The following is a 19,975-nucleotide window of genomic DNA, read 5'->3' as shown; positions in this document are numbered from 1 at the left end:
TTTTTACATTCATTACATTAGCGAGACGCAAAATGAAAGCAGGCATCATTGGCGCAATGGAGCAGGAAGTTACCCTGCTGCGTGACAAAATTGAAAACCGCCAGACCCTGTCTCTGGCGGGTTGTGAAATTTACACAGGCACACTCAATGGTGTCGAGGTTGCGTTGCTGAAATCAGGCATCGGTAAAACCTCAGCCGCTCTCGGCACAACGCTGCTGCTGCAATTATGTAAACCCGATCTGGTTATTAACACCGGCTCCGCGGGCGGTTTAGCCCCTACATTAACCGTGGGCGACATCGTGGTGTCTGAAGAAGTGCGCTATCACGATGCTGACGTTACGGCGTTTGGCTATGAACCAGGCCAGATGGCAGGTTGTCCTGCTGCCTTTACGGCTGATAGTAACCTGATTGCCGAGGCGGAAGCCTGCATAAAGCAGCTAAACCTGAACGCCGTACGCGGCCTGGTGGTCAGCGGCGATGCCTTTATCAATGGTTCAGAACCCCTGGCACGCATCCGTGCGACCTTCCCGCAGGCCATTGCGGTTGAAATGGAAGCGACCGCCATCGGCCATGTCTGCCATCAGTTCCAGGTACCTTTTGTGGTCGTCAGGGCGATTTCCGACGTTGCCGATCAGGAATCCCACCTGAGCTTTGACGAGTTTCTAAGCGTCGCCGCCAGACAGTCATCATTGATGGTTGAAAATTTGCTGGCCCGCCTGGCTCGTGGCTAAACACCTGCTGTTTTGCTGGCTGCTGCTGTTGAGCAGCAGCCTGTTTGCTGCCCCGTCCCGCGTCATCACCCTTGCCCCGCACCTGACTGAACTGGCCTTTGCCGCCGGGATTACCCCGATTGCGGTCAGCGCATGGTCCAGTTATCCCCCTGAGGCGAAAAAAATTGAACAGGTTGCTAACTGGCAGGGCATTAATCTCGAACGTATTTTGCAGCTTAAACCCGATGTGGTACTCGCGTGGCGTGGCGGTAACCCGCAGCGTCAGGTGGATCAGCTGCGGCAGTTCGGTATTAACGTGGAATGGGTCGATGCTTCAACGCTGGATGACATGATTGATGCGCTGGCGGGATTAGCAACGTGGAGTCCGGACCCGCAACGCGCCGCGCAAGCCGCCGGGCAACTGCGAAAGCAGGAAGCCGCACTGCGACAGCGCTATAGCCAACAGCGCCCTGTCCCGGTCTTTCTGCAGTTTGGCTTTTCACCCATGTTTACCGCGGCTAAGGCGACACTGCAGAACGACGTCATCAGGCTGTGCGGCGGGCAGAATATCTTTGCTGACAGTGCAGTCAGTTGGCCTCAGGTGAGTCGTGAACAGGTGCTGATGCGCCATCCTCAGGTCATCATTACCACCGGCGATGCCCAACAGGCGAGTCAGACTGCGCAATTCTGGCTGCCACAACTTAGCGTCAGAGTCATTGCCCTTAACGACGACTGGATCAGCCGCCCGGGGCCGCGCATCCTGTTAGCCGCAGATCAGCTTTGTAAAGCCCTGCATCCAGTTAAATAATGCTGCAGACTGGCGTGCGTAACGCTATAAATTAAAGAAATCACCCTTACTGCCGTTAATTTTAGATATGAGACACGTGCCACGTAAGCCCGATGTCCTTTTTAGCGCTCAGCGCTTTTTACTACACCAGGTATTTAAATATGACCAAAGCCCTGCTTCTGGCCATAGGGCTTGTGATCGCGCAACAGGCATTCGCGGGATCGACGACCGGCTCTATTAACGTCAGACTCGTCATCTATTCACGTTGTGAAATTAACACTTCAGTGGGTCAATCTGTGCCGCAGGTTGAGTGTGGTCGTCAAATCAGCGCACAGCCGCGCGTGACGCAAACGGTGCTAAAACGCCAGGGGAGTAGGGGAACCAGCGATCGGCTGGTGACCATTGAATGGTAAACGAGGCCGCCGGGTGATGGCGGCTCGCTAATCAGATGCTATCAGATGCTAAATGACGACCCGCAGCCGCAGGTGGTTTTGGCATTGGGATTGGTCACGATAAAGCGCGATCCTTCCAGCCCTTCAGTGTAATCCACAGAACCGCCCACCAGATATTGCAGGCTCATGGGATCAACCACCAGCGAAACGCCCTGCTTCTCAATGGTCATATCGCCGTCATTCATTTGATCGTCGAAGGTAAAACCATACTGAAAGCCGCTGCAACCACCACCAGTGATATACACACGCAGCTTCAGCGCCGGGTTATCTTCGTCAGCAATCAGATTCTTAACTTTGTTGGCTGCTGCGTCGGTAAACTGCAACGGCAGTGCTACTACTTCATCACTCATGTGTTACTCCGTAAACGCCCGGGTCAGAAAACGACCTCAATGTTGCTATTATCTGCCAGCGACCCGACGCAATCAAGCTCTCAGCTTCGCACTCTGTGCCGGATTCACCTGGTTAATTATAGCGGCCTTTCGTCTGCCGCCCCTCTTCCGTAGAATAGCCCGATATTTTATGAACTGCTGGAGCCGAAAATGAGTAAGTCTGAAGAACTGTTCGCTGAAGCACAACGCCTGATTCCCGGCGGTGTGAACTCGCCGGTACGTGCGTTTACCGGTGTGGGCGGCGTTCCGCTGTTCATTGAACATGCTGACGGTGCATATCTTTATGACGCCGATGGTAAAAAATACATCGATTATGTCGGTTCATGGGGCCCCATGGTGCTGGGACATAATAACGATGGCATCCGTAATGCCGTGATTGAAGCAGCCCAGCGCGGCCTGAGCTTTGGTGCGCCAACTGAGATGGAAGTCACCATGGCGCAGCTGGTGTGTAAGCTGGTTCCCAGCATGGAAATGGTGCGGATGGTGAACTCCGGTACCGAAGCCACCATGAGCGCGATTCGTCTGGCGCGGGGTTTTACCGGGCGCGACAAAATCATTAAATTTGAAGGTTGCTACCACGGTCATGCCGATCACCTGCTGGTGAAAGCCGGTTCCGGTGCCTTGACGCTGGGGCAACCTAATTCCCCTGGCGTGCCTGCCGATTTTGCAAAGCATACGCTGACCTGCACATACAACGATCTCGATTCGGTTCGCGCGGCGTTTGAACAGTATCCGCAGGCTATCGCTGCCATTATCGTCGAACCCGTTGCCGGGAATATGAACTGTATTCCGCCCCAACCCACGTTTTTACCGGGCCTGCGCGCGCTCTGTGATGAGTTTGGCGCGCTGCTGATTATCGATGAAGTAATGACAGGTTTCCGCGTTGCGCTGGGTGGCGCGCAGGCACATTACAATGTGAAACCGGATCTCACCTGCCTCGGCAAAATCATCGGTGGTGGCATGCCTGTCGGTGCCTTTGGTGGCCGTCGGGAGGTGATGAATGCACTGGCACCGACCGGCCCGGTTTATCAGGCAGGGACGCTGTCCGGTAACCCTGTCGCCATGGCTGCCGGTTATGCCTGCTTAACCCAGATTGCCCAGCCGGGCATGCATGACAAGCTGAACAGCCTGACGTCACAGTTAGCACAGGGACTGGTTGAGGCGGCAAAACAGGAAAATATTCCTGTCGTCGTGAATCAGGTTGGCGGCATGTTTGGCCTGTTCTTCACCGATGCCGCGAGCGTCACCTGCTATAAAGACGTGACGCAGTGCGATGTTGAACGCTTTAAGCGCTTCTTCCATTTGATGCTCGAAGAAGGCGTTTACTTTGCGCCCTCCGCCTTTGAGGCCGGCTTTATGTCGCTGGCGCACAGTGCAGAGGATATTCAGCACACCATCGATGCCGCGCGTCGCTGCTTCGCTAAGCTGTAAGGTGACAGACCGGCTAACGCCGGTCTTTTTTTAACGTGAACGCCGCAGCAACCAGATAAAATAGGGCGCGCCTAAAAAGGTTGCCATCAATCCTGCCGGAATCTGGTTTGGAAAAGCCACCATTCGCCCGCACCAGTCAGCAACCACCATTAAACCTGCCCCGAGTAACCCAGACAGTAACAGCTGCGGTAGCGCCCGCCGGAAGCCCAGCATGCGCGCCATGTGCGGTGCCATCAGTCCCACAAAGCTCAGAGGCCCAATCGTCAGCGTGGCGCAGGCTGTTAAGGCCGCAGCCAGCAGCAGCAGCGCCAGACGCGAGGCGGTGAGCGCCATTCCGGCCGAGCGCGCCGTCGCGCTGCCAAGCGGCAACAGCGTGAGCCAACGACTGGCCAGCGGCGCTAATGACACCAGCACCACCGCACAGACAGCACTTTGCAGCGCCTGGGTGGCACTGACGTTATAGGTGGAGCCGGAGATCCAGGTCAGTAACCCCGACATCCGGGGATCGCCACTGGCCATCAACAACATCAGGATGGTGACAAAGGCACTGTTTAACGCCATCCCGGCCAGCAGCATGCGTTCAGGGGAAAAACCGCCGCGACTGGCCACCAACATAATAATCGCCAGCGTCACCGCCGCGCCCAGCGCACCCGCGGGTAACAGGAATGCCAGCGCATTGCCGGGCACGAAGAACAACATTACGACTGCGCCGCAGGCCGCGCCGGAACTGATGCCCAAGACTTCAGGGCTGGCCATCGGGTTACCCGTGAGTCGCTGGATCAGGCTGCCGGCAACGCCAAGCATTAAGCCTACCTCCAGGGCCGCCAGCACACGCGGTGCGCGCCAGGGCAGCAGCTGCTGTAGCAGGTCACCGCTGGTCCAGCTCCAGCCTTGCGCATCCCGTCCAAACGCCAGACACAGCCATGCCAGCATGCCTAACAGCGCTAAGCCGATCAGGCTCCAGCGCAGAAAGTGATGGCGTTCGACCGGAACCTTGTCGCCCTGATCCAGTGCGGGTGGAACGGAACCGGTTCGCAGACGCGGCAACAGCCACAGCAGAATCGGCACGCCCAGTAGCGCCGTCACCGTGCCGGTTGAAACCTCGCGCCAGTGCGTCGTAAGCCACAGGACGCAGGCATCAGCCAGCCACAGCAGCAATGCGCCAATCAGCGGGGCCAGTAGCATGCGGCTCAGCAAGCGGCGTCCACCGAGCAGCCTTGCCAGCAGCGGCGCGAACAAGCCGATAAAACCAATGATACCGGCGACGCTCACCAACTGTGCGCTAAGCAATATCGCCAGCACCAGAATCGCTAACCGGGTAGCGGACAGGGCCAGCCCGAGGTTTTTTGCCACGCCATCGTCCAGCCCCATGAGCGTCAGCGGCCTCAGCAGCGCCAGTGACAGTAACAGCGCCAGCATCAGTCGCGGCCAGAGCTGGGTAACACTGTCCCAGCTCATCTGGTTCAATGCGCCTGTGCTCCACAGAAACATATTTTGCAGTTGGTCGTGATTGAAGATGGCGAAGATCTGGTTAACAGCACCGCTGTAAAGACTGAGGACCAGCCCGGCCAGGATCAAGGTTACGGGTGACAGGCGTTTGCTCCAGGCCACGCTAAATACCAGCGCCCCCACCAGCAACGCACCACCCGAGGCGGCAAGCTGCTGGGTAACGACTCCGCCCGGCAGGTGCCACAACGTGGCGACGGTAATTCCCAGTTGTGCGCCGGATGAAACGCCTAATGTTCCCGGTTCCGCCAGAGGGTTACGCAGAACCTGCTGAAACAGCAGTCCCGCTAATCCCAGACCGGCCCCCACCAACAGCGCCAGCGCCCAGCGCGGCAGCAAACTGTAGTGAAACACCATCTGTTGCACATTCGTGGTATCAGGTGCCCACAGGGCCTGTGTCCATTGCCCCAGGGGCAACGCCTGCTGAAAGTTTATTGCGGTGAGCGCCAGCGCCAGTAAAAACAGTACGCCCAGCACGGTGACTGAGAAAAAACGATAGCGCATCAGACTTTCTCCAGCGCATGTTCCAGCACGCGTACAAAGTGCAAGGCAGAGAGTGTTGCCCCGTAATACCAGACCGCCGGTACGCGTTGAAAATGGCCGCTGTGGACAAAAGGCATTGCCTGCCACAGCGGGCTGCGTGACAGCTGCTGCATAACGGCCGCATTGTCATGATCGAAGCAGATGGCTTCCACGTCGTGAAACGCCGCCAGCCGCTCCAGGCCAATCACTGAACTTCCCCAGAAATTGGTTTCGCCCTGCCAGGCGTTCTGCAGACCAAGCAACGCCATGACCTCAAGGAATAAGCTGTTTTTACCGAAGGTGATGGCATGGCGACCGTCAAGCAGTGACATCAGCAGGATGGCACGTCCGGCATGCGGTGCCAGACGCTGGCGCGCCGCGGCGATTTCCTCGTCCATGCGTTGCAGGTGCGCCGCCGCCTGGGCTTCCCGCCCCAGCCTGGCGCCGAGGGCCTGCAGAGAGACACGCGCCCGGGAGAGCGGTTTACCGTCGCCGCCGTGCAGGTCAAACCCCATAATGGGCGCAATATGCTGGAGTTTTTCTTTAGGCGGTCCATAACCGTTTGAACAGAGAATCAGTGAGGGATGCATCTGGGTCATCAGTTCAAGGTTAGGCTCGGTACGCAGCCCAACATCCACCACGCCGGCAGGCAAGGCTGGCTGCCCAACCCAGATATTATAATTATGCACATCGGCGACCCCAAAGGGCTTAACGCCTAACGCCAGCAGCAGCTCGGTGGGTAACCACTCCAGCGCGATGATGCGATCGGGATCGGGCTGCGCCGCCTGGAGTGAAAAGGGGCTCATCAGTGGCGATAACGCCATCGCCATCATCAGGCGACGGCGGAACAAATCGGGCATTATCGGGTCCTTAACACACAAAACTCACCGGCGCACCGCCGCCGGGATGGGGGAAGATCCCCATTGGAATACCGTAAATCGCCTGCAAAACGTCCGCCTGCATAATGTGGTCCGGCCCGCCTTCAGCGATAAGCGCGCCACCGCGTAATGCCACCAGATGGTCACAGTAACGGGCAGCCATATTGATATCGTGTAATACCGTAATAACGGTTAAGCCATGCTCCCGGCTCAGCGTCTGAATCAGGGCCAGCACATCAACCTGATGGGCGATATCCAGGGCGGAAGTGGGTTCATCCAGCAGCAGACAGCGGCTGTTTTGCGCCACCATCATCGCCAGCCAGGCACGTTGCCGTTCGCCGCCCGATAAGCTGTCTACCAGCCGTGAGGCAAAAGGCGTTAACCCCACGCGCGAAATCGCCTGCTCAACGCGGTCGCGGTCCTCCTGAGTGAAACGCCCCAGCGCCCCATGCCAGGGATAGCGCCCAATGGCCACCAGCTCGCGCACCGTCATGCCTTCTGCAGCCGGCAGTTGCTGAGGTAAATAGGCGACCTCACGGGCAAATACTTTGCTGTTCAGGCTCTCCACGGGCCGTTCATTCAGGAGCACCCGGCCTTCGCTGGCCGCGTGATGCCGCCCCAGCATTTTTAACAGCGTGGATTTTCCCGAACCATTGTGACCAATCAGCGCGGTTACTTTGCCTGGTGTAAAAGAGAGAGACAGCGGCTGGAGAAGCGTGCGACCGGGTACACGAAAGCTGGCATTATCCAGTTGGAAGGTCGTCTGTTGGTGCTGCGGAAGCTGCATGGTAATCCCTGTAAACGGGCGCCGAAGCGCCCTCATCGATCAGAACCGGAACGTGGCGGTGCCTACAATCTGCCGTTCTGCGCCCCAGTAGCACGCATATTCACGGTAACAACTGGCAACGTAGTCGCGGTTAAACAGGTTATTAACGTTAACGCCAACCGTTGATCCAGGCAAACCAAAACGTCCTAAATCATATTTCAGTGCAGCATCGACGGTGGTGTAACCCGCTACGCTAAAGTTCTGGTTGGCATCAGGACCGTTGCTATACAGCCCCTGACTTTCGCCCACGTAACGGACGCCCGCGCCGACCGTGACGCCTGACAGCGCGGTTTCGTGGAAGGTATAGTCGCTCCACAGTGACGCCATATGTTTGGGCACCTCAACCGGGGTTTTGCCCTGAAGCTGAGTATCTTTCGTATATTCGGCATCGGTATAGGTATAAGAAGCCGTCAGGTTTACATTGGCGTTCAGCGCCGCTTTCGCTTCGAGTTCAACACCGCGAGAACGGATTTCGCCGCTCTGGATGCTGGCAAAAGGATGCAATGGATTGGGATCTGCCGTCAGATTTTTAGTCTTAGTCAGCTCATAAACTGCGGCCGTCATAACTATTGGACGATCTTTCGGCACATATTTCACACCTGCTTCATACTGCTTAGCACGTGAAGGATCGAACGCATTACCTTCATAAGTCGAGCCAGCATTAGGAAGGAACGCTTCGCTGTAACTGAAGTAAGGTGCGATACCATTATCAAATACGTAATTCAGTCCACCGCGCCAGGTGAAGGCCTGATCATTCTGACGATCAAGATTGCCGTTGTAGCGGTTGTAAACTGACGTCATGGCATAGTCGTAGCGGCCACCTAATGTCAGGACCCAGCGATCCCATTCCATTTGATCCTGCGCATAAAGACCTGTCTGGCGCTGTTTATTTAAGTGCTTGTAGGGTTCAGCATAGGGCGAAGTCGTATCATTGCCATATTGCGGGTTAAACGGATTTAACGCTGTTGCCGTACCGAACTGTGCGTCAATATCATTACGGGTACGCTGGAAATCAACGCCAAGCAATAAGGTATGAGCGAGTTCACCGGTGGCAAATTTAGCCTGTACCTGATTGTCCACAGCAAACTGGTTCAGCTTCTCTTTGGAAAGTGCTGAATTGCGCGTAATCAGCTGCGTGTCCGGATTATAACCAAAGCCGTAAATACTGCGATAATCCGTGGTTAACTCGGCATAACGCAGGTTCTGCCGCACCGTCCAGGTCTCATCAAAACGGTGCTCAAAGCTGTAGCCCAGCATTTTGGTATTGCGTGAGATGCGGTTGCTCTTCTCGCCCTCATCAAAGTTGGTCGGCAGTTTATACTGGCTGCCATCAGGCCGGGTGATCGGCACCACGGTCCCTTCACGCGGGAGCCAGCCGTAGTAGCCGGTATCCGGCTCGTTCTGGAAATAGGTCAGCAGATCAAGACGGGTGTTTTCATCTGGTCGCCAGCTGAATGAAGGCGCGATGGTATAACGCTTCTGCTTGTTATTCGCCTGCTGGGCATCCTGGCTACTGGCCAGGCCTGTCAGACGGTAGCTGTACACGCCTGCGTCGTCTATTGCGCCGCCAAAGTCGAAACCGGTGGAGTAAAGATTATGGTTGCCCATCTGGAACTGGACTTCGCGCAGCGTTTCCTGAGTGGGACGCTTGCTGACTAAAGCGACGACACCGCCGGGATTGCTTTTACCGTACAGCACGGAAACCGGACCGCGCAGCAGTTCAGCCCGCTCCAGAAAATAGGGATCGATAGCGAATTCAGAGTAGTTGTCACCCTGCAGCTTCAGCCCATCGAGATACTGATTGGTATTGGTTTCGCTAAAACCGCGAATCGACAGCGCGTCAATGACCGCAGAACTGCCGCGGTTGCCGGTCAGTACGCCAGGCGTATAGTTAAATGCCTGCTTGACGCTGCTGACGCTGCGCATGTCCATTTCTTCACGCGTGACCACGGAAACCGACTGCGGGTTCTTTTCAATCGGCGTATCCGTTTTGGTGCCGGTGGCGCTGCGTTTCGCGGCGACGGTCGGTGCCGGGCCCCACGGACTTTCCTGCGCAACAGCGGCACCGCCGTTTGCTGAAACCACCACCGTTTGTTCGGCGAAGGCCAGGGGAGTTGCGCCACTGGATATCAGCGCAATCATCAGTGCCAAAGGACGAGGGGTAAACGACCCTGATGTGAAACCAAAAGTGGTGGTGCGCGCAGTCATGAAGGTGTCTCTCAAATGGGGATGATTAAGCGAATCGAAACGATAATGATTATTATAACGGTTCGATAATATGCGAAGTGCAACAATCTCTGCAAGCAGAATTCCCTACTGTGGCGCTGTTTGTAGCCTGTTTACAGCGTATTTATCAGTCATAAAAAAACGGCACCGAAGTGCCTTCTTTTCACTGCTTTTGACCCGTTACTTGCCGAACATGTCTTTTATCCAACCTGCAACGCCATCGCTGTCTTTCTGCTCCTGCTGTTGCTGCTGTTGCAATTGCTGTTGTTGCTGTTGTTGCTGCTGCATTTGCTGAACCTGTTGCTGCTGTTGCTGACACAGTGCATTCGGGTCCAGTGCCCAAACCGGCAATGAGCGCCAGGTACTGCTGCCTGAACCACAAACAAAGTTGCCCGCTGAGTCGATATTCATCATCGTCACGTCTTCCGGCGGCGTCAGTTGCAACGGCATCGGTGCCTGGTTATCAAGATAGCGACGGTAGATCTGCATCGCACCGCTGGCACCGTACAGCTTGGTCGGCTGGTTGTTATCACGCCCAACCCAGGTGATCGCCACCTCTTTACCATCGACACCGGCGAACCAGCTGTCTATCAGGTCGTTAGTGGTCCCTGTTTTGCCTGCCAGATGCGCATTAGGGAAGCGAGCGCCCAGGGCGCGTGCCGTACCGTGATCGGCAACCTGCTGCATCGTGTACAACGTTAAATAGGCAGCCTGCGCAGGCTCTACCCGTTGCGCCTGCGGGAAGCTCTGGTACAGCACCGTTCCGTCTTCGGCAATCACGGAACGCACCGCTGACAGGTCCGCACGATTCCCTCCGCTGGCAATCGACTGAAACGCCTGGGCCACTTCAATCGGCGTCAGGTTGAGTGCGCCCAGCAACATTGCCGGCACCGGGTTGAGCTGATCTTTAGGTACACCCAGTTTGGTCCAGGTATCCACCACCGCATTCAGCCCCAGCGTCATGCCAAGATTCACCGTCGGCACGTTCATGGAGTTGGTCAACGCATCCACCAGCATGACTTTGCCACTGAAGCGGCGGTCGTCATTCATGGGTTTCCAGATGCTGCCATTGGGCTGTTTCAGCGCAATAGGCTCATCGGCAATCCAGCTATTGAGTCGATATGTATTTGGCTGGCTCAGTGCGGTGAGATAGGTGGCCGGTTTTGCCAGTGAACCAATAGAACGGCGGGCCTGTAACGCACGGTTATACCCGGCGAACTGCGGATCGGCCCCGCCGACCATCGCGCGGACTTCACCGCTGAAACGGTCAACGACCACCATCGCGGTTTCCAGATCTTTCAGACCGCGCTGTTTTTTCAGGGTTGGAATGCCGTCGATAACCGCTTTTTCAGCGGCATCCTGCGAGACCGGATCTAAGGTGGTGAAAATTTTCACCCCCGACAGATCTTTAACCTTGTCACCCAGTTTTGCCTGAAGCTCATTACGCACCATCTGCATAAACGCAGGCTGTGGCGTAATCACACCGCCTTTCGGCTGCACGCCTAACGGACGCGCCGACAGCATGTCATACAGTTCCTGGTCGATGACTTTCTGCTGCTGCAACAAGCGCAGCACCAGATTGCGTCTTTCCAGTGCCAGTTTCGGGTTACGCCATGGGTTATAGAGCGAAGCGCCTTTTACCATGCCGACCAGCATTGCCTGCTGATCCAGACTCAGCTCATCCACCGGACGGCCAAAGTAGTAAAGGCTGGCCAAAGGGAAACCACGAATCTGATCGTTACCTGCCTGACCGAGATACACTTCGTTAAGGTAAAGCTCCAGAATGCGATCTTTGCTGTAACGCGCGTCCATGATCACGGCCATATAGGCTTCACGCGCTTTACGCCACAGCGAACGCTCGTTGGTCAGGAACAGGTTTTTTACCAGCTGCTGAGTCAGCGTACTGCCACCCTGAACCGCCTTACCTGCCGTGATATTCGCGACAAAGGCACGGCCAATGGAGTACGGGCTGATACCATCATGCTCGTAAAAATGGCGATCCTCGGTGGCGATTAACGTATCGACCAGCAGATCCGGGAAGCCCGCACGGGGCACGAACAGGCGCTGTTCACCATTAGGCGACTGCAGCATGGTGATCAGACGCGGATCAAGACGGAAGAAACCAAAATCACGCCCGGTTTCAACGTTTTTAATCTCTCTGAGTTCATCTTTGCTAAAGGTCATACGGGCATGAATCTGCCCCTCTTTGCTGTCCGGGAAATCAAATGGACGGCGCAACAGTTCGATAGTGTTGCCCTTAACCGAGAACTCACCCGGGCGCGTAATACGTGAAACTTCACGGTATTGCGTGCCTTCAAGCAGGGCAACCATTTCGCTTTTGTTGTAGGCCATGCCGGGTTCAAGGCTGACCATACGACCATATACGGTTGCGGGCAGTTGCCACACTTTACCGTCAATGCGGCTGCGAATTTCCGAGTCGAGGTATACGCCCCACGCGGCCATTACCACCACAAATACCAGGAACAGCTTAATTAACCATCCCAGCCAACGGCGTTTGCCGCGCGGCGGTTTTCCACCTTTACCTTTACGTGGCACCGGCGCTTCCTCCTCGTAGTCATCATCAAAATCGTCCTGAGCAACATCGTCATCGATGTCTCTGCGCCGCCCACGGCGGGCGCTGCTGCGCGGAGGCAGCGCTTTTCCTTTGCGCCCAATAGGTTCGCGATCGTTCCCAGACATTCGTTTTATTCTCCAGGCATAGCTTACGGCTGCGCCGCTACTCTAACTGCTTTCTTCACTGTCGCATGGCAGAACCCTCTGAATTAATCAGAGGTTCCACCCTGTGACGTCTTCTTTTTTGTCCGTCTTGTCGGCAAGGCGGAAGCCGGATCGTCAGGCCAGGGATGTTTGGGATAACGCCCTTTCATCTCTTTTTGCACGTCCTTATAGGCACCACGCCAGAAAGCGGCGAGGTCACGGGTAATCTGCAAGGGCCGCTGGGCGGGCGATAACAGCTCCAGTACCAGTGGAATGCGCCCTTCTGCCACGCTTGGGTTGCTGGCTTCGCCGAACATTTCCTGGATGCGCACCGCCAGTGCAGGCGGTTTATCTGCATCATAGCGAACAGGCAGCCGACTTCCGGTGGGCACAGTGTAATGAGTTGGCAGCGCAGTATCCAGCCGCTGACGTTGTGACCATGTGAGCAAATGTAAGAGCGCGCTGACCAGATTCACCGCCTGTAAACTTTTCAGATCACGCACCGTGGTCATCTGGGGCAGAAGCCAGTGTTCAAGCGTCTCGATCAGGCTGGCGTCGTCAACCTCAGGCCAGTGTTCCTCTGGCAACCACTGGGCCGCACACTGGATGCGCAGACGCAACTGTTCTGCCTCCGGCGTCCAGCCCAACACCGATAGCCCTTTCTTGCCAATCCAGCGTAGCATTGCCGCCTGCAAGACTTTTGCGTCGGGACGGGCTAGCGGCTGGGTTTTCAGTATCAGTTCGCCAATCTGCTCGCGGCGCAACGTGCGTAACGTGCCCTTCTCCTCATCCCATTCCACCTCGGTGCGCTGTTCAATCAGCTGCGGACAGCGCTGCGTCAGTGCCTCGATATCAACGGGAATCGCCATCAGGATACGCGCGTCGGGCGCGCTACTGCCCTGTAACAAGGTGGGGGCAATTAACCATTCATAACGCGTCAGCGCCTGCTGTTCGTCCAGCATCGCGCCCAGGCCGTTAGCTAACTGATAGCGGCCGCTGTTATCGCGGCGACGTGCCAGACGGTCGCTGAAGCCGGCGGTCAGCAGGGCGGCAAAATGGTATTCGTCTACCCGACCGCCCTTTACGCCGATGCGTTTTTGCCAGTGCTGTGCGCGGCGCTGCCATTGTGGCAATGGACGATAAAGCGCATCACGCAGATCGGCTCCGGCACTGCGAGGCGGATCTTCCAGAACCGCCACCAGCAAGGCCGCGCTGGCAACGGCGTCAGGGTCACTGCCTGCTGCACATAAAATAGCGCTGAGCCGGGCGTCGCTGCCCAGCTGCGCCATACGTCGTCCCTGGGCATTGAGGTGGCCCTGCTCGTCCAGAGCCCCAAGCCGCAACAGCTGCTGCTGCGCCGCACGCAGGTGCTTTTCCGGCGGCAAATCTATCCACTGCAATTGTTCGATACGGGTACAGCCCCACTGCAGCAACTCCAGCCACAACGACGCGAGATCGCTGTGCAAAATTTCTGCTTCGCTTTGCGCGGGCGCGCGTGAGGCCTGTTCCTGTGGTGTCAGATGCAGACAAATACCGGGCATGACACGTCCGGCTCGTCCGGCTCGCTGGGTCATGGACGCCTGACTGATGCGCTGAGTCTGCAAGCGCGTAACGCCGCTGCGAGCGTCAAACTGGGCTTTTCGCTCCAGGGCGCTGTCCACGACCAGCCGGATGCCTTCAATGGTTAAGCTGGTTTCGGCAATGTTGGTCGCCAGCACCACTTTGCGGCGTCCGCTGGCGGCAGGCAGGATAGCCCGTTGCTGGGCAGCAAGAGGAAGTGCACCATACAGCGGCGTTAAATCCACGTCATCGTCAACGCGCGTCTCCAGTTCCCGTTTTACCCGCTCAATTTCGGCGATGCCGGGCAGGAACAGGAGCAGCGAGCCCGTTTCGTCGCGCAGTAACTGTGCGACTTCACGCGCGACCGCATCGTCAAAACGCGAGGTCTGGCTCAGCGCCGTATAGCGCCGTTCAACCGGATAGCTGCGCCCTTCAGAGGTAATCAAAGGAGCGTCCGGCAACAGTGCCGCCAGCCGCGCATTATCAAGCGTCGCCGACATCAGCAGGATTTTTAGATCTTCACGTAACCCCTGTTGCACATCCAGTAGCAGCGCCAGCGCCAGATCGGCCTGCAGGCTCCGCTCATGAAATTCATCCAGGATAACCAGCGACACGCCCTCCAGCATCGCATCCTGTTGCAGCATTCGGGTCAGAATGCCTTCGGTCACCACTTCAAGCCGGGTCATTGGCCCTGTGCAGTTTTCGCCGCGCATACGGTAGCCCACCGTCACGCCCGGTTGTTCACCCAACTGCTCGGCCAGGCGTTGCGCCACGTTGCGCGCGGCTAAACGGCGCGGCTCCAGCATAATAATGCGTCCCGGCAAGGCCTTGTGCTGTAAAAGCTGAAGTGGCAGCCAGGTGGATTTACCTGCGCCCGTGGGCGCGGCCAGCAGGATGTTTGAGGCATCATTAAGCGCACTCAGAAGGTCAGGCAACACCGCGCTGACGGGTAAATCACTCACCGCAAACTCCGCGAATGGCTATGTTAAGATGGCGCGCATTGTAGCACTCATCCGTGAGGATTGCCGGAGACCGCCATGGCGTTACAACGCTTATTTTTTGCTATTACCCCGCCTGACACGCTGCAGCAGCAACTGGTGCACTGGCGGGCACAAACCTTTCATGCGGAGGCGGGACGCCCGATTGCGGCAGCGAACCTTCACCTGACGCTGGCTTTTCTGGGCGATGTGTCGGCTGGAACATCACAGCAGTTGCAGGCCCTGGCGTCACGCATAAACCAGCCAGCATTTGACGTTGCGTTAGACGATGCAGGTCATTGGCCGCGCCCCGGCGTCGTGTGGCTGGGTTGCCAGCGCCCCCCGCGTGGCTTGTTACAGCTGGCAAGCCTGCTGCGCGCTCAGGCCGCGCGACATGGCTGCGAACAACCGGCTCAGCCCTTTCATCCCCACGTCAGCCTGTTGCGTGCGGCGACCCAGCCTGTCGCCCTGCCGCCACGTGGCTTTCACTGGCAATTTACGGTCAGGCAATTTTCCCTTTTTGCCTCAGAGTACGCGCAAGGCCGGACACGCTACCGCACGCTGGCCAGTTGGCCGTTACTCTCTTAATCAGGAGCCTTATGCTTTTTTCTCCCGCTCTTAAACCCGCGCGTCTTATTACTCGCTACAAGCGTTTTCTGGCCGATGTTGTGACGCCCGAAGGCGAAACGCTGACGATACATTGCGCGAATACCGGCGCAATGACCGGCTGTGCCACGCCGGGCGATACCGTGTGGTACTCCACGTCTGACAGCCTGACGCGCAAATACCCGCACAGTTGGGAAATGACCGAGACGCAGCAAGGCCACTGGATCTGTGTCAATACGCTGCGCGCCAATCAACTGGTGCGTGAAGCGCTGGACGAAAACCGACTTTTACCGCTGACCGGCTACGCGAAATGTCAGGCGGAAGTTAAATACGGTAGTGAAAAAAGCCGAATTGATTTCCTGCTCAAAGCAGAGGAGCGACCTGAGTGCTATATTGAGGTGAAATCCGTAACGCTTTTACAGGAAGGTAAAGGCTATTTTCCGGATGCGGTGACGATTCGAGGGCAGAAACACCTGCGTGAGCTGAGTAAGGCTGCCGCAGAAGGTCATCGGGCCGTTTTGTTGTTTGCCGTTCTGCACTCGGGGATTGAGGACGTTTCCCCGGCGCGTCACATTGATGCTGCTTACGCAGAACAACTGGTACAGGCGCAGCTGAGTGGCGTGGAGATTTTGGCTTACCGGGCAGAACTGTCATCAGCAGGAATGTTTCTGACGACCGCCATTGACGTAACATTGTAATATCATTGGCATCGTTCTGTGATATGACTATCTTCTGTCAGGGGCTAACTACGCTGTTCCTCACAGGCTTGTCAAGATGCGATCAGGAATAATTGCCAACCTTGACTGCTTCTGTTATTTATAGCGGCCTGTTTTTTCCCCGTTGGGGGATCGATGTACCCAAGAGAGGTTCATCATTAAGGTTAGCGTGTATGCGCTTACCGATGGCAATCAAAGGGTATAGTGCGTGTTATCCAGGAGAGAAACAACATGCAAGAAGGGCAAAACCGTAAAACATCGTCCCTGAGTATTCTCGCCATCGCTGGGGTGGAGCCTTATCAGGAGAAGCCAGGCGAAGAGTATATGAATGACGCGCAACTGGACCATTTTCGCAAGATTCTGGAAGCCTGGCGCAATCAATTGCGGGACGAAGTCGATCGCACCGTTACACACATGCAGGATGAAGCTGCAAACTTCCCGGACCCGGTTGACCGTGCCGCTCAGGAAGAAGAGTTCAGCCTGGAACTGCGTAACCGCGACCGCGAGCGTAAGTTAATTAAGAAGATCGAAAAAACGCTGAAGAAAGTCGAAGACGACGACTTCGGCTATTGCGATTCCTGTGGCGTCGAGATCGGTATCCGCCGTCTTGAAGCGCGTCCTACTGCCGATCTGTGCATCGACTGTAAGACACTGGCAGAAATTCGTGAGAAGCAAATGGCGGGCTAATGTTGCCGTCTGACTGCAGCCACACGGCGGGAAAAGGCCATCTTTTTCCGCCGTCTGGTTCATAATGCCTATGTCATTCTCATCCTGCGTTGGGCGCTTTGCGCCATCCCCTTCCGGTGAACTCCATTTCGGCTCCCTGATTGCTGCGTTAGGCAGTTACCTCAGCGCTCGCGCACAGCATGGTCGCTGGCTGGTGCGTATTGAAGATATCGATCCGCCTCGTGAAGTCGCGGGTGCCGCAACGCGGATTCTGCAACAGCTGGAGCATTACGGCCTGAACTGGGATGGTGAGGTGATGTGGCAGTCGCAGCGGCATGACGCCTATCGTGACGCACTTCAGTGGTTGAGAACGCAGCGTCAAAGTTATTTCTGCACCTGTTCGCGAAGCCGCATTCAGCAAACTGGCGGCTTTTACGATGGTCACTGTCGGGACCGGCAACATGGCCCCGATAAGGCAGCCCTGCGCCTGCGCCAGCATGCACCTGTCTATCGTTTTCAGGATCGGCTCAGGGGCGAGGTCGTCGCCGACAGGCGACTGGCTGAAGAAGATTTTATTATTCATCGTCGTGATGGGCTGTTTGCTTACAATCTGGCGGTGGTCGTGGACGATCATCATCAGGGCATCACAGAAATTGTGCGTGGGGCTGATTTAATTGAGCCAACGGTACGGCAGATTGCGCTTTATCAGCAATTCGGCTGGATGCCGCCGGACTATCTGCATTTGCCCCTGGCGATCACCGCTGATGGTCACAAACTTTCTAAACAAAATCATGCGCCCGCGCTGCCTGATGGGGATACACGTCCCTGCCTGGTACAGGCTTTACGCTTTCTGGGGCAGCCGGTTGGCGAAGGTTGGAAGGACAAAACGCAGGAGAAACTGCTGTCTGAGGCTGTGAAGCAGTGGAATATCGCTTTGATACCTCATGATAACGCCCTGATAACGGATGCATAGACAACAGCATTCTCAAATGATTCACAACAGGCTATGATTAGCCGCTGATTTTACCTACACCCTAATTGTCACTGTCGAGGTGTCCCATTTTTACCCGAGTAGCTAATTTTTGCCGGAAAGTCCTGAAGCGTGATGACGAGGAAGCACCAGCAGAGGTTGAACCTGAGAGTCATATGACCATCATTCCTCGTGAAAGCCACACCATCTCACGTAAAGACATCAGCGAAAATGCCCTCAAGGTGCTATATCGCCTGAATAAAGCCGGTTATGAAGCCTATCTTGTTGGCGGTGGCGTACGCGATTTGCTGCTGGGGCAGAAGCCGAAAGACTTCGACGTGACCACAAACGCCACGCCGGAGCAGATGCGTAAACTGTTCCGCAACTGCCGTCTGGTTGGTCGTCGTTTCCGTCTGGCGCACGTGATGTTTGGCCCGGAAGTCATCGAAGTGGCAACGTTCCGCGGTCATCATCAGATTGAAGAGACCACCGACGATCAGAACAACTCTCAGCGTGCCCAGAGCGGTATGCTGCTGCGCGACAACATTTTTGGCAACATCGAAGATGATGCCCAGCGTCGCGATCTGACCATCAACAGCCTCTATTACAGCGTGGCTGATTTTTCGGTGCGTGACTATGTTGGTGGGCTGAACGATCTGCAACAAGGCATCATTCGCCTGATTGGCGACCCGGAAACCCGTTATCGCGAAGATCCGGTGCGGATGCTGCGTGTCGCGCGTTTCGCTGCCAAACTGAATATGCGCATTGCGCCTGAAACGGCCGAGCCGATTCCCCGCCTGGCGTCGTTGCTACGTGACGTGCCCGCCGCGCGCCTGTTTGAAGAGTCGCTAAAGCTGCTGCAGGCCGGCTATGGCTACAGTACCTGGCTTAAACTGTGTGAATACCAGTTATTTCAGCCGCTGTTCCCGACGCTGGCGCGTAACTTTACCGAGAACGGCGACAGCCACATGGAACGCATGCTGGCGCAGGTGCTGAAGAACACCGATAACCGTATTCAGAATGATATGCGGGTTAATCCGGCGTTTCTGTTTGCCGCGATGTTCTGGTATCCCCAGCTTGAAGCCGCCGAACGCATTGCGCAGGAAAGTGGCCTGACCTATTACGATGCCTTTGCCCTGGCAATGAACGATACGCTGGATGAAGCCTGCCGTGCGCTGGCGATCCCTAAACGCATCACATCGTTAATTCGTGATATCTGGCAGCTGCAGTTACGCATGTCTCGTCGCCATGGTAAGCGAGCCTGGAAGCTGATGGAGCATCCGAAGTTCCGCGCCGCTTACGACCTGCTCTCTTTGCGGGCTGAGGTAGAAAACAACCCGGAACTGCTGCGTCTGAGTAAGTGGTGGGGCGAGTTCCAGGTGGCCGCGCCGCCACAGCAGAAGACCATGCTGAATACGCTGGGAGACGATCCGGCACCACGCAGCCGCACGCGTCGCCCACGTCGCCGTTCAACGGCTCCGCGTCGTGATAACAATAGCGCGTCATGACACGTGTGTTTCTGGCACTAGGCAGTAACCTTGCCGATCCGCTGCATCAGATTGATGCAGCGCTGTCAGCGCTGGATGCACTCCCTGATACACAGCGCGTGGCGACCTCCGCTTTTTACCGGACGCCGCCCTACGGCCCACCGGACCAGCCCGATTATCTCAATGCGGCCGTCGCTCTCGATACCGCGTTGTCTGCCGAGGCGCTGCTGGACCAGACGCAGCGCATTGAGCAGGAACACGGTCGCGTTCGCAAGGCCGAGCGCTGGGGACCACGCACGCTGGATATTGATATCATGTTGTTTGGTACAGCCAGCCTCAACAGCGACCGTCTCACCGTGCCGCATTATGATTTGCTTAATCGCGCATTTATGCTGGTTCCGTTGCTGGAGATTGCCCCCGATCTGAGCCTGCCAGACGGTCGGTCGCTCAAACCAATCCTGGCCCAGCTGGACCGTTCCAGCATCCGACCATGGCACAGCTAAGCACCTAATCACACTTCATGGATTCCGCTCTGCAACACTATCCAG

At 56.5% G+C, this 19,975-nt stretch carries 17 protein-coding genes; 10 read left to right on the top strand and 7 right to left on the bottom strand.

Going from position 1 to position 19,975, the window contains the following annotated elements; all coding sequences use genetic code 11:
• Nucleotides 1-32: 32 nt before the first annotated feature.
• From mtnN to A6A26_RS09240, 3 genes are all read left to right on the top strand, one after another.
• A complete protein-coding gene (gene mtnN / locus A6A26_RS09250) occupies nt 33-731 on the top strand; it encodes a 5'-methylthioadenosine/S-adenosylhomocysteine nucleosidase (RefSeq protein WP_063878463.1) in 699 nt (232 codons plus the stop codon).
• Nucleotides 724-1,518: a vitamin B12 ABC transporter substrate-binding protein BtuF gene (gene btuF, locus A6A26_RS09245; protein ID WP_063878462.1), complete on the top strand. Its 795-nt coding sequence runs from the start codon at nt 724-726 to the stop codon at nt 1,516-1,518. The genes mtnN and btuF overlap by 8 nt, the downstream gene beginning before the upstream one ends.
• 140 nt (nt 1,519-1,658) lie before the next feature.
• Nucleotides 1,659-1,910 (top strand): hypothetical protein, encoded by a 252-nt coding sequence (locus A6A26_RS09240; protein WP_063878461.1) that lies wholly within the window; start codon nt 1,659-1,661, stop codon nt 1,908-1,910.
• A gap of 41 nt (nt 1,911-1,951) precedes the next feature.
• Here the strand turns inward: A6A26_RS09240 and erpA are convergent, their stop codons facing one another.
• Nucleotides 1,952-2,299 (bottom strand): iron-sulfur cluster insertion protein ErpA, encoded by a 348-nt coding sequence (gene erpA / locus A6A26_RS09235; protein WP_006117744.1) that lies wholly within the window; start codon nt 2,297-2,299, stop codon nt 1,952-1,954.
• 189 nt (nt 2,300-2,488) lie between these two features.
• Between erpA and hemL the strand changes: the two genes are divergently transcribed.
• Nucleotides 2,489-3,769 carry a glutamate-1-semialdehyde 2,1-aminomutase gene (gene hemL / locus A6A26_RS09230; RefSeq protein ID WP_063878460.1) on the top strand — a complete coding sequence of 427 codons (1,281 nt, stop codon included), beginning with the start codon at nt 2,489-2,491 and terminating at the stop codon, nt 3,767-3,769.
• A gap of 30 nt (nt 3,770-3,799) precedes the next feature.
• Here the strand turns inward: hemL and fhuB are convergent, their stop codons facing one another.
• The 6 genes from fhuB to hrpB form a co-directional block, all read right to left on the bottom strand.
• Complete coding sequence (gene fhuB, locus A6A26_RS09225) at nt 3,800-5,779, bottom strand: Fe(3+)-hydroxamate ABC transporter permease FhuB (RefSeq protein WP_063878459.1); 1,980 nt, start codon at nt 5,777-5,779, stop codon at nt 3,800-3,802.
• On the bottom strand, nt 5,779-6,657 hold the full coding sequence (fhuD, locus tag A6A26_RS09220; protein WP_063878458.1) for a Fe(3+)-hydroxamate ABC transporter substrate-binding protein FhuD: 879 nt from the start codon (nt 6,655-6,657) through the stop codon (nt 5,779-5,781). The genes fhuB and fhuD overlap by 1 nt, the downstream gene beginning before the upstream one ends.
• A gap of 10 nt (nt 6,658-6,667) precedes the next feature.
• A complete protein-coding gene (gene fhuC / locus A6A26_RS09215) occupies nt 6,668-7,462 on the bottom strand; it encodes a Fe3+-hydroxamate ABC transporter ATP-binding protein FhuC (protein WP_063878457.1) in 795 nt (264 codons plus the stop codon).
• 39 nt (nt 7,463-7,501) lie between these two features.
• Nucleotides 7,502-9,709, bottom strand: a complete 2,208-nt coding sequence (gene fhuA / locus A6A26_RS09210; RefSeq protein ID WP_063878456.1) for a ferrichrome porin FhuA — start codon at nt 9,707-9,709, stop codon at nt 7,502-7,504.
• 198 nt (nt 9,710-9,907) lie between these two features.
• A complete protein-coding gene (mrcB, locus tag A6A26_RS09205; RefSeq protein ID WP_063878455.1) occupies nt 9,908-12,427 on the bottom strand; it encodes a bifunctional glycosyl transferase/transpeptidase in 2,520 nt (839 codons plus the stop codon).
• A gap of 83 nt (nt 12,428-12,510) precedes the next feature.
• Nucleotides 12,511-14,967 (bottom strand): ATP-dependent helicase HrpB, encoded by a 2,457-nt coding sequence (gene hrpB, locus A6A26_RS09200; protein ID WP_063878454.1) that lies wholly within the window; start codon nt 14,965-14,967, stop codon nt 12,511-12,513.
• Nucleotides 14,968-15,042: 75 nt separating this feature from the next.
• Here hrpB and thpR point away from each other — a divergent pair, with 75 nt between their 5' ends.
• The 6 genes from thpR to folK all read left to right on the top strand — a co-directional run bounded on the left by thpR (nt 15,043) and on the right by folK (nt 19,930).
• Nucleotides 15,043-15,570, top strand: coding sequence for an RNA 2',3'-cyclic phosphodiesterase (gene thpR, locus A6A26_RS09195; RefSeq protein WP_063878453.1), 528 nt, complete (start codon nt 15,043-15,045; stop codon nt 15,568-15,570).
• An 11-nt stretch (nt 15,571-15,581) separates the two neighbouring features.
• A complete protein-coding gene (gene sfsA, locus A6A26_RS09190; RefSeq protein ID WP_063878452.1) occupies nt 15,582-16,286 on the top strand; it encodes a DNA/RNA nuclease SfsA in 705 nt (234 codons plus the stop codon).
• Between the two features lie 249 nt (nt 16,287-16,535).
• Nucleotides 16,536-16,991, top strand: coding sequence for an RNA polymerase-binding protein DksA (gene dksA / locus A6A26_RS09185; protein WP_006117731.1), 456 nt, complete (start codon nt 16,536-16,538; stop codon nt 16,989-16,991).
• A gap of 70 nt (nt 16,992-17,061) precedes the next feature.
• Nucleotides 17,062-17,943: a tRNA glutamyl-Q(34) synthetase GluQRS gene (gene gluQRS / locus A6A26_RS09180; RefSeq protein WP_063878451.1), complete on the top strand. Its 882-nt coding sequence runs from the start codon at nt 17,062-17,064 to the stop codon at nt 17,941-17,943.
• A gap of 86 nt (nt 17,944-18,029) precedes the next feature.
• Nucleotides 18,030-19,448, top strand: a complete 1,419-nt coding sequence (gene pcnB / locus A6A26_RS09175) for a polynucleotide adenylyltransferase PcnB (protein WP_208625032.1) — start codon at nt 18,030-18,032, stop codon at nt 19,446-19,448.
• On the top strand, nt 19,445-19,930 hold the full coding sequence (gene folK / locus A6A26_RS09170) for a 2-amino-4-hydroxy-6-hydroxymethyldihydropteridine diphosphokinase (RefSeq protein ID WP_063878449.1): 486 nt from the start codon (nt 19,445-19,447) through the stop codon (nt 19,928-19,930). The genes pcnB and folK overlap by 4 nt, the downstream gene beginning before the upstream one ends.
• The last annotated feature ends 45 nt before the right edge of the window (nt 19,931-19,975 follow it).

This window comes from Pantoea sp. OXWO6B1, assembly GCF_001641135.1.
GTDB classification, from domain to species: Bacteria; Pseudomonadota; Gammaproteobacteria; order Enterobacterales; family Enterobacteriaceae; genus Pantoea; species Pantoea allii.
This window is presented reverse-complemented; position numbering and strand designations above follow the sequence as displayed.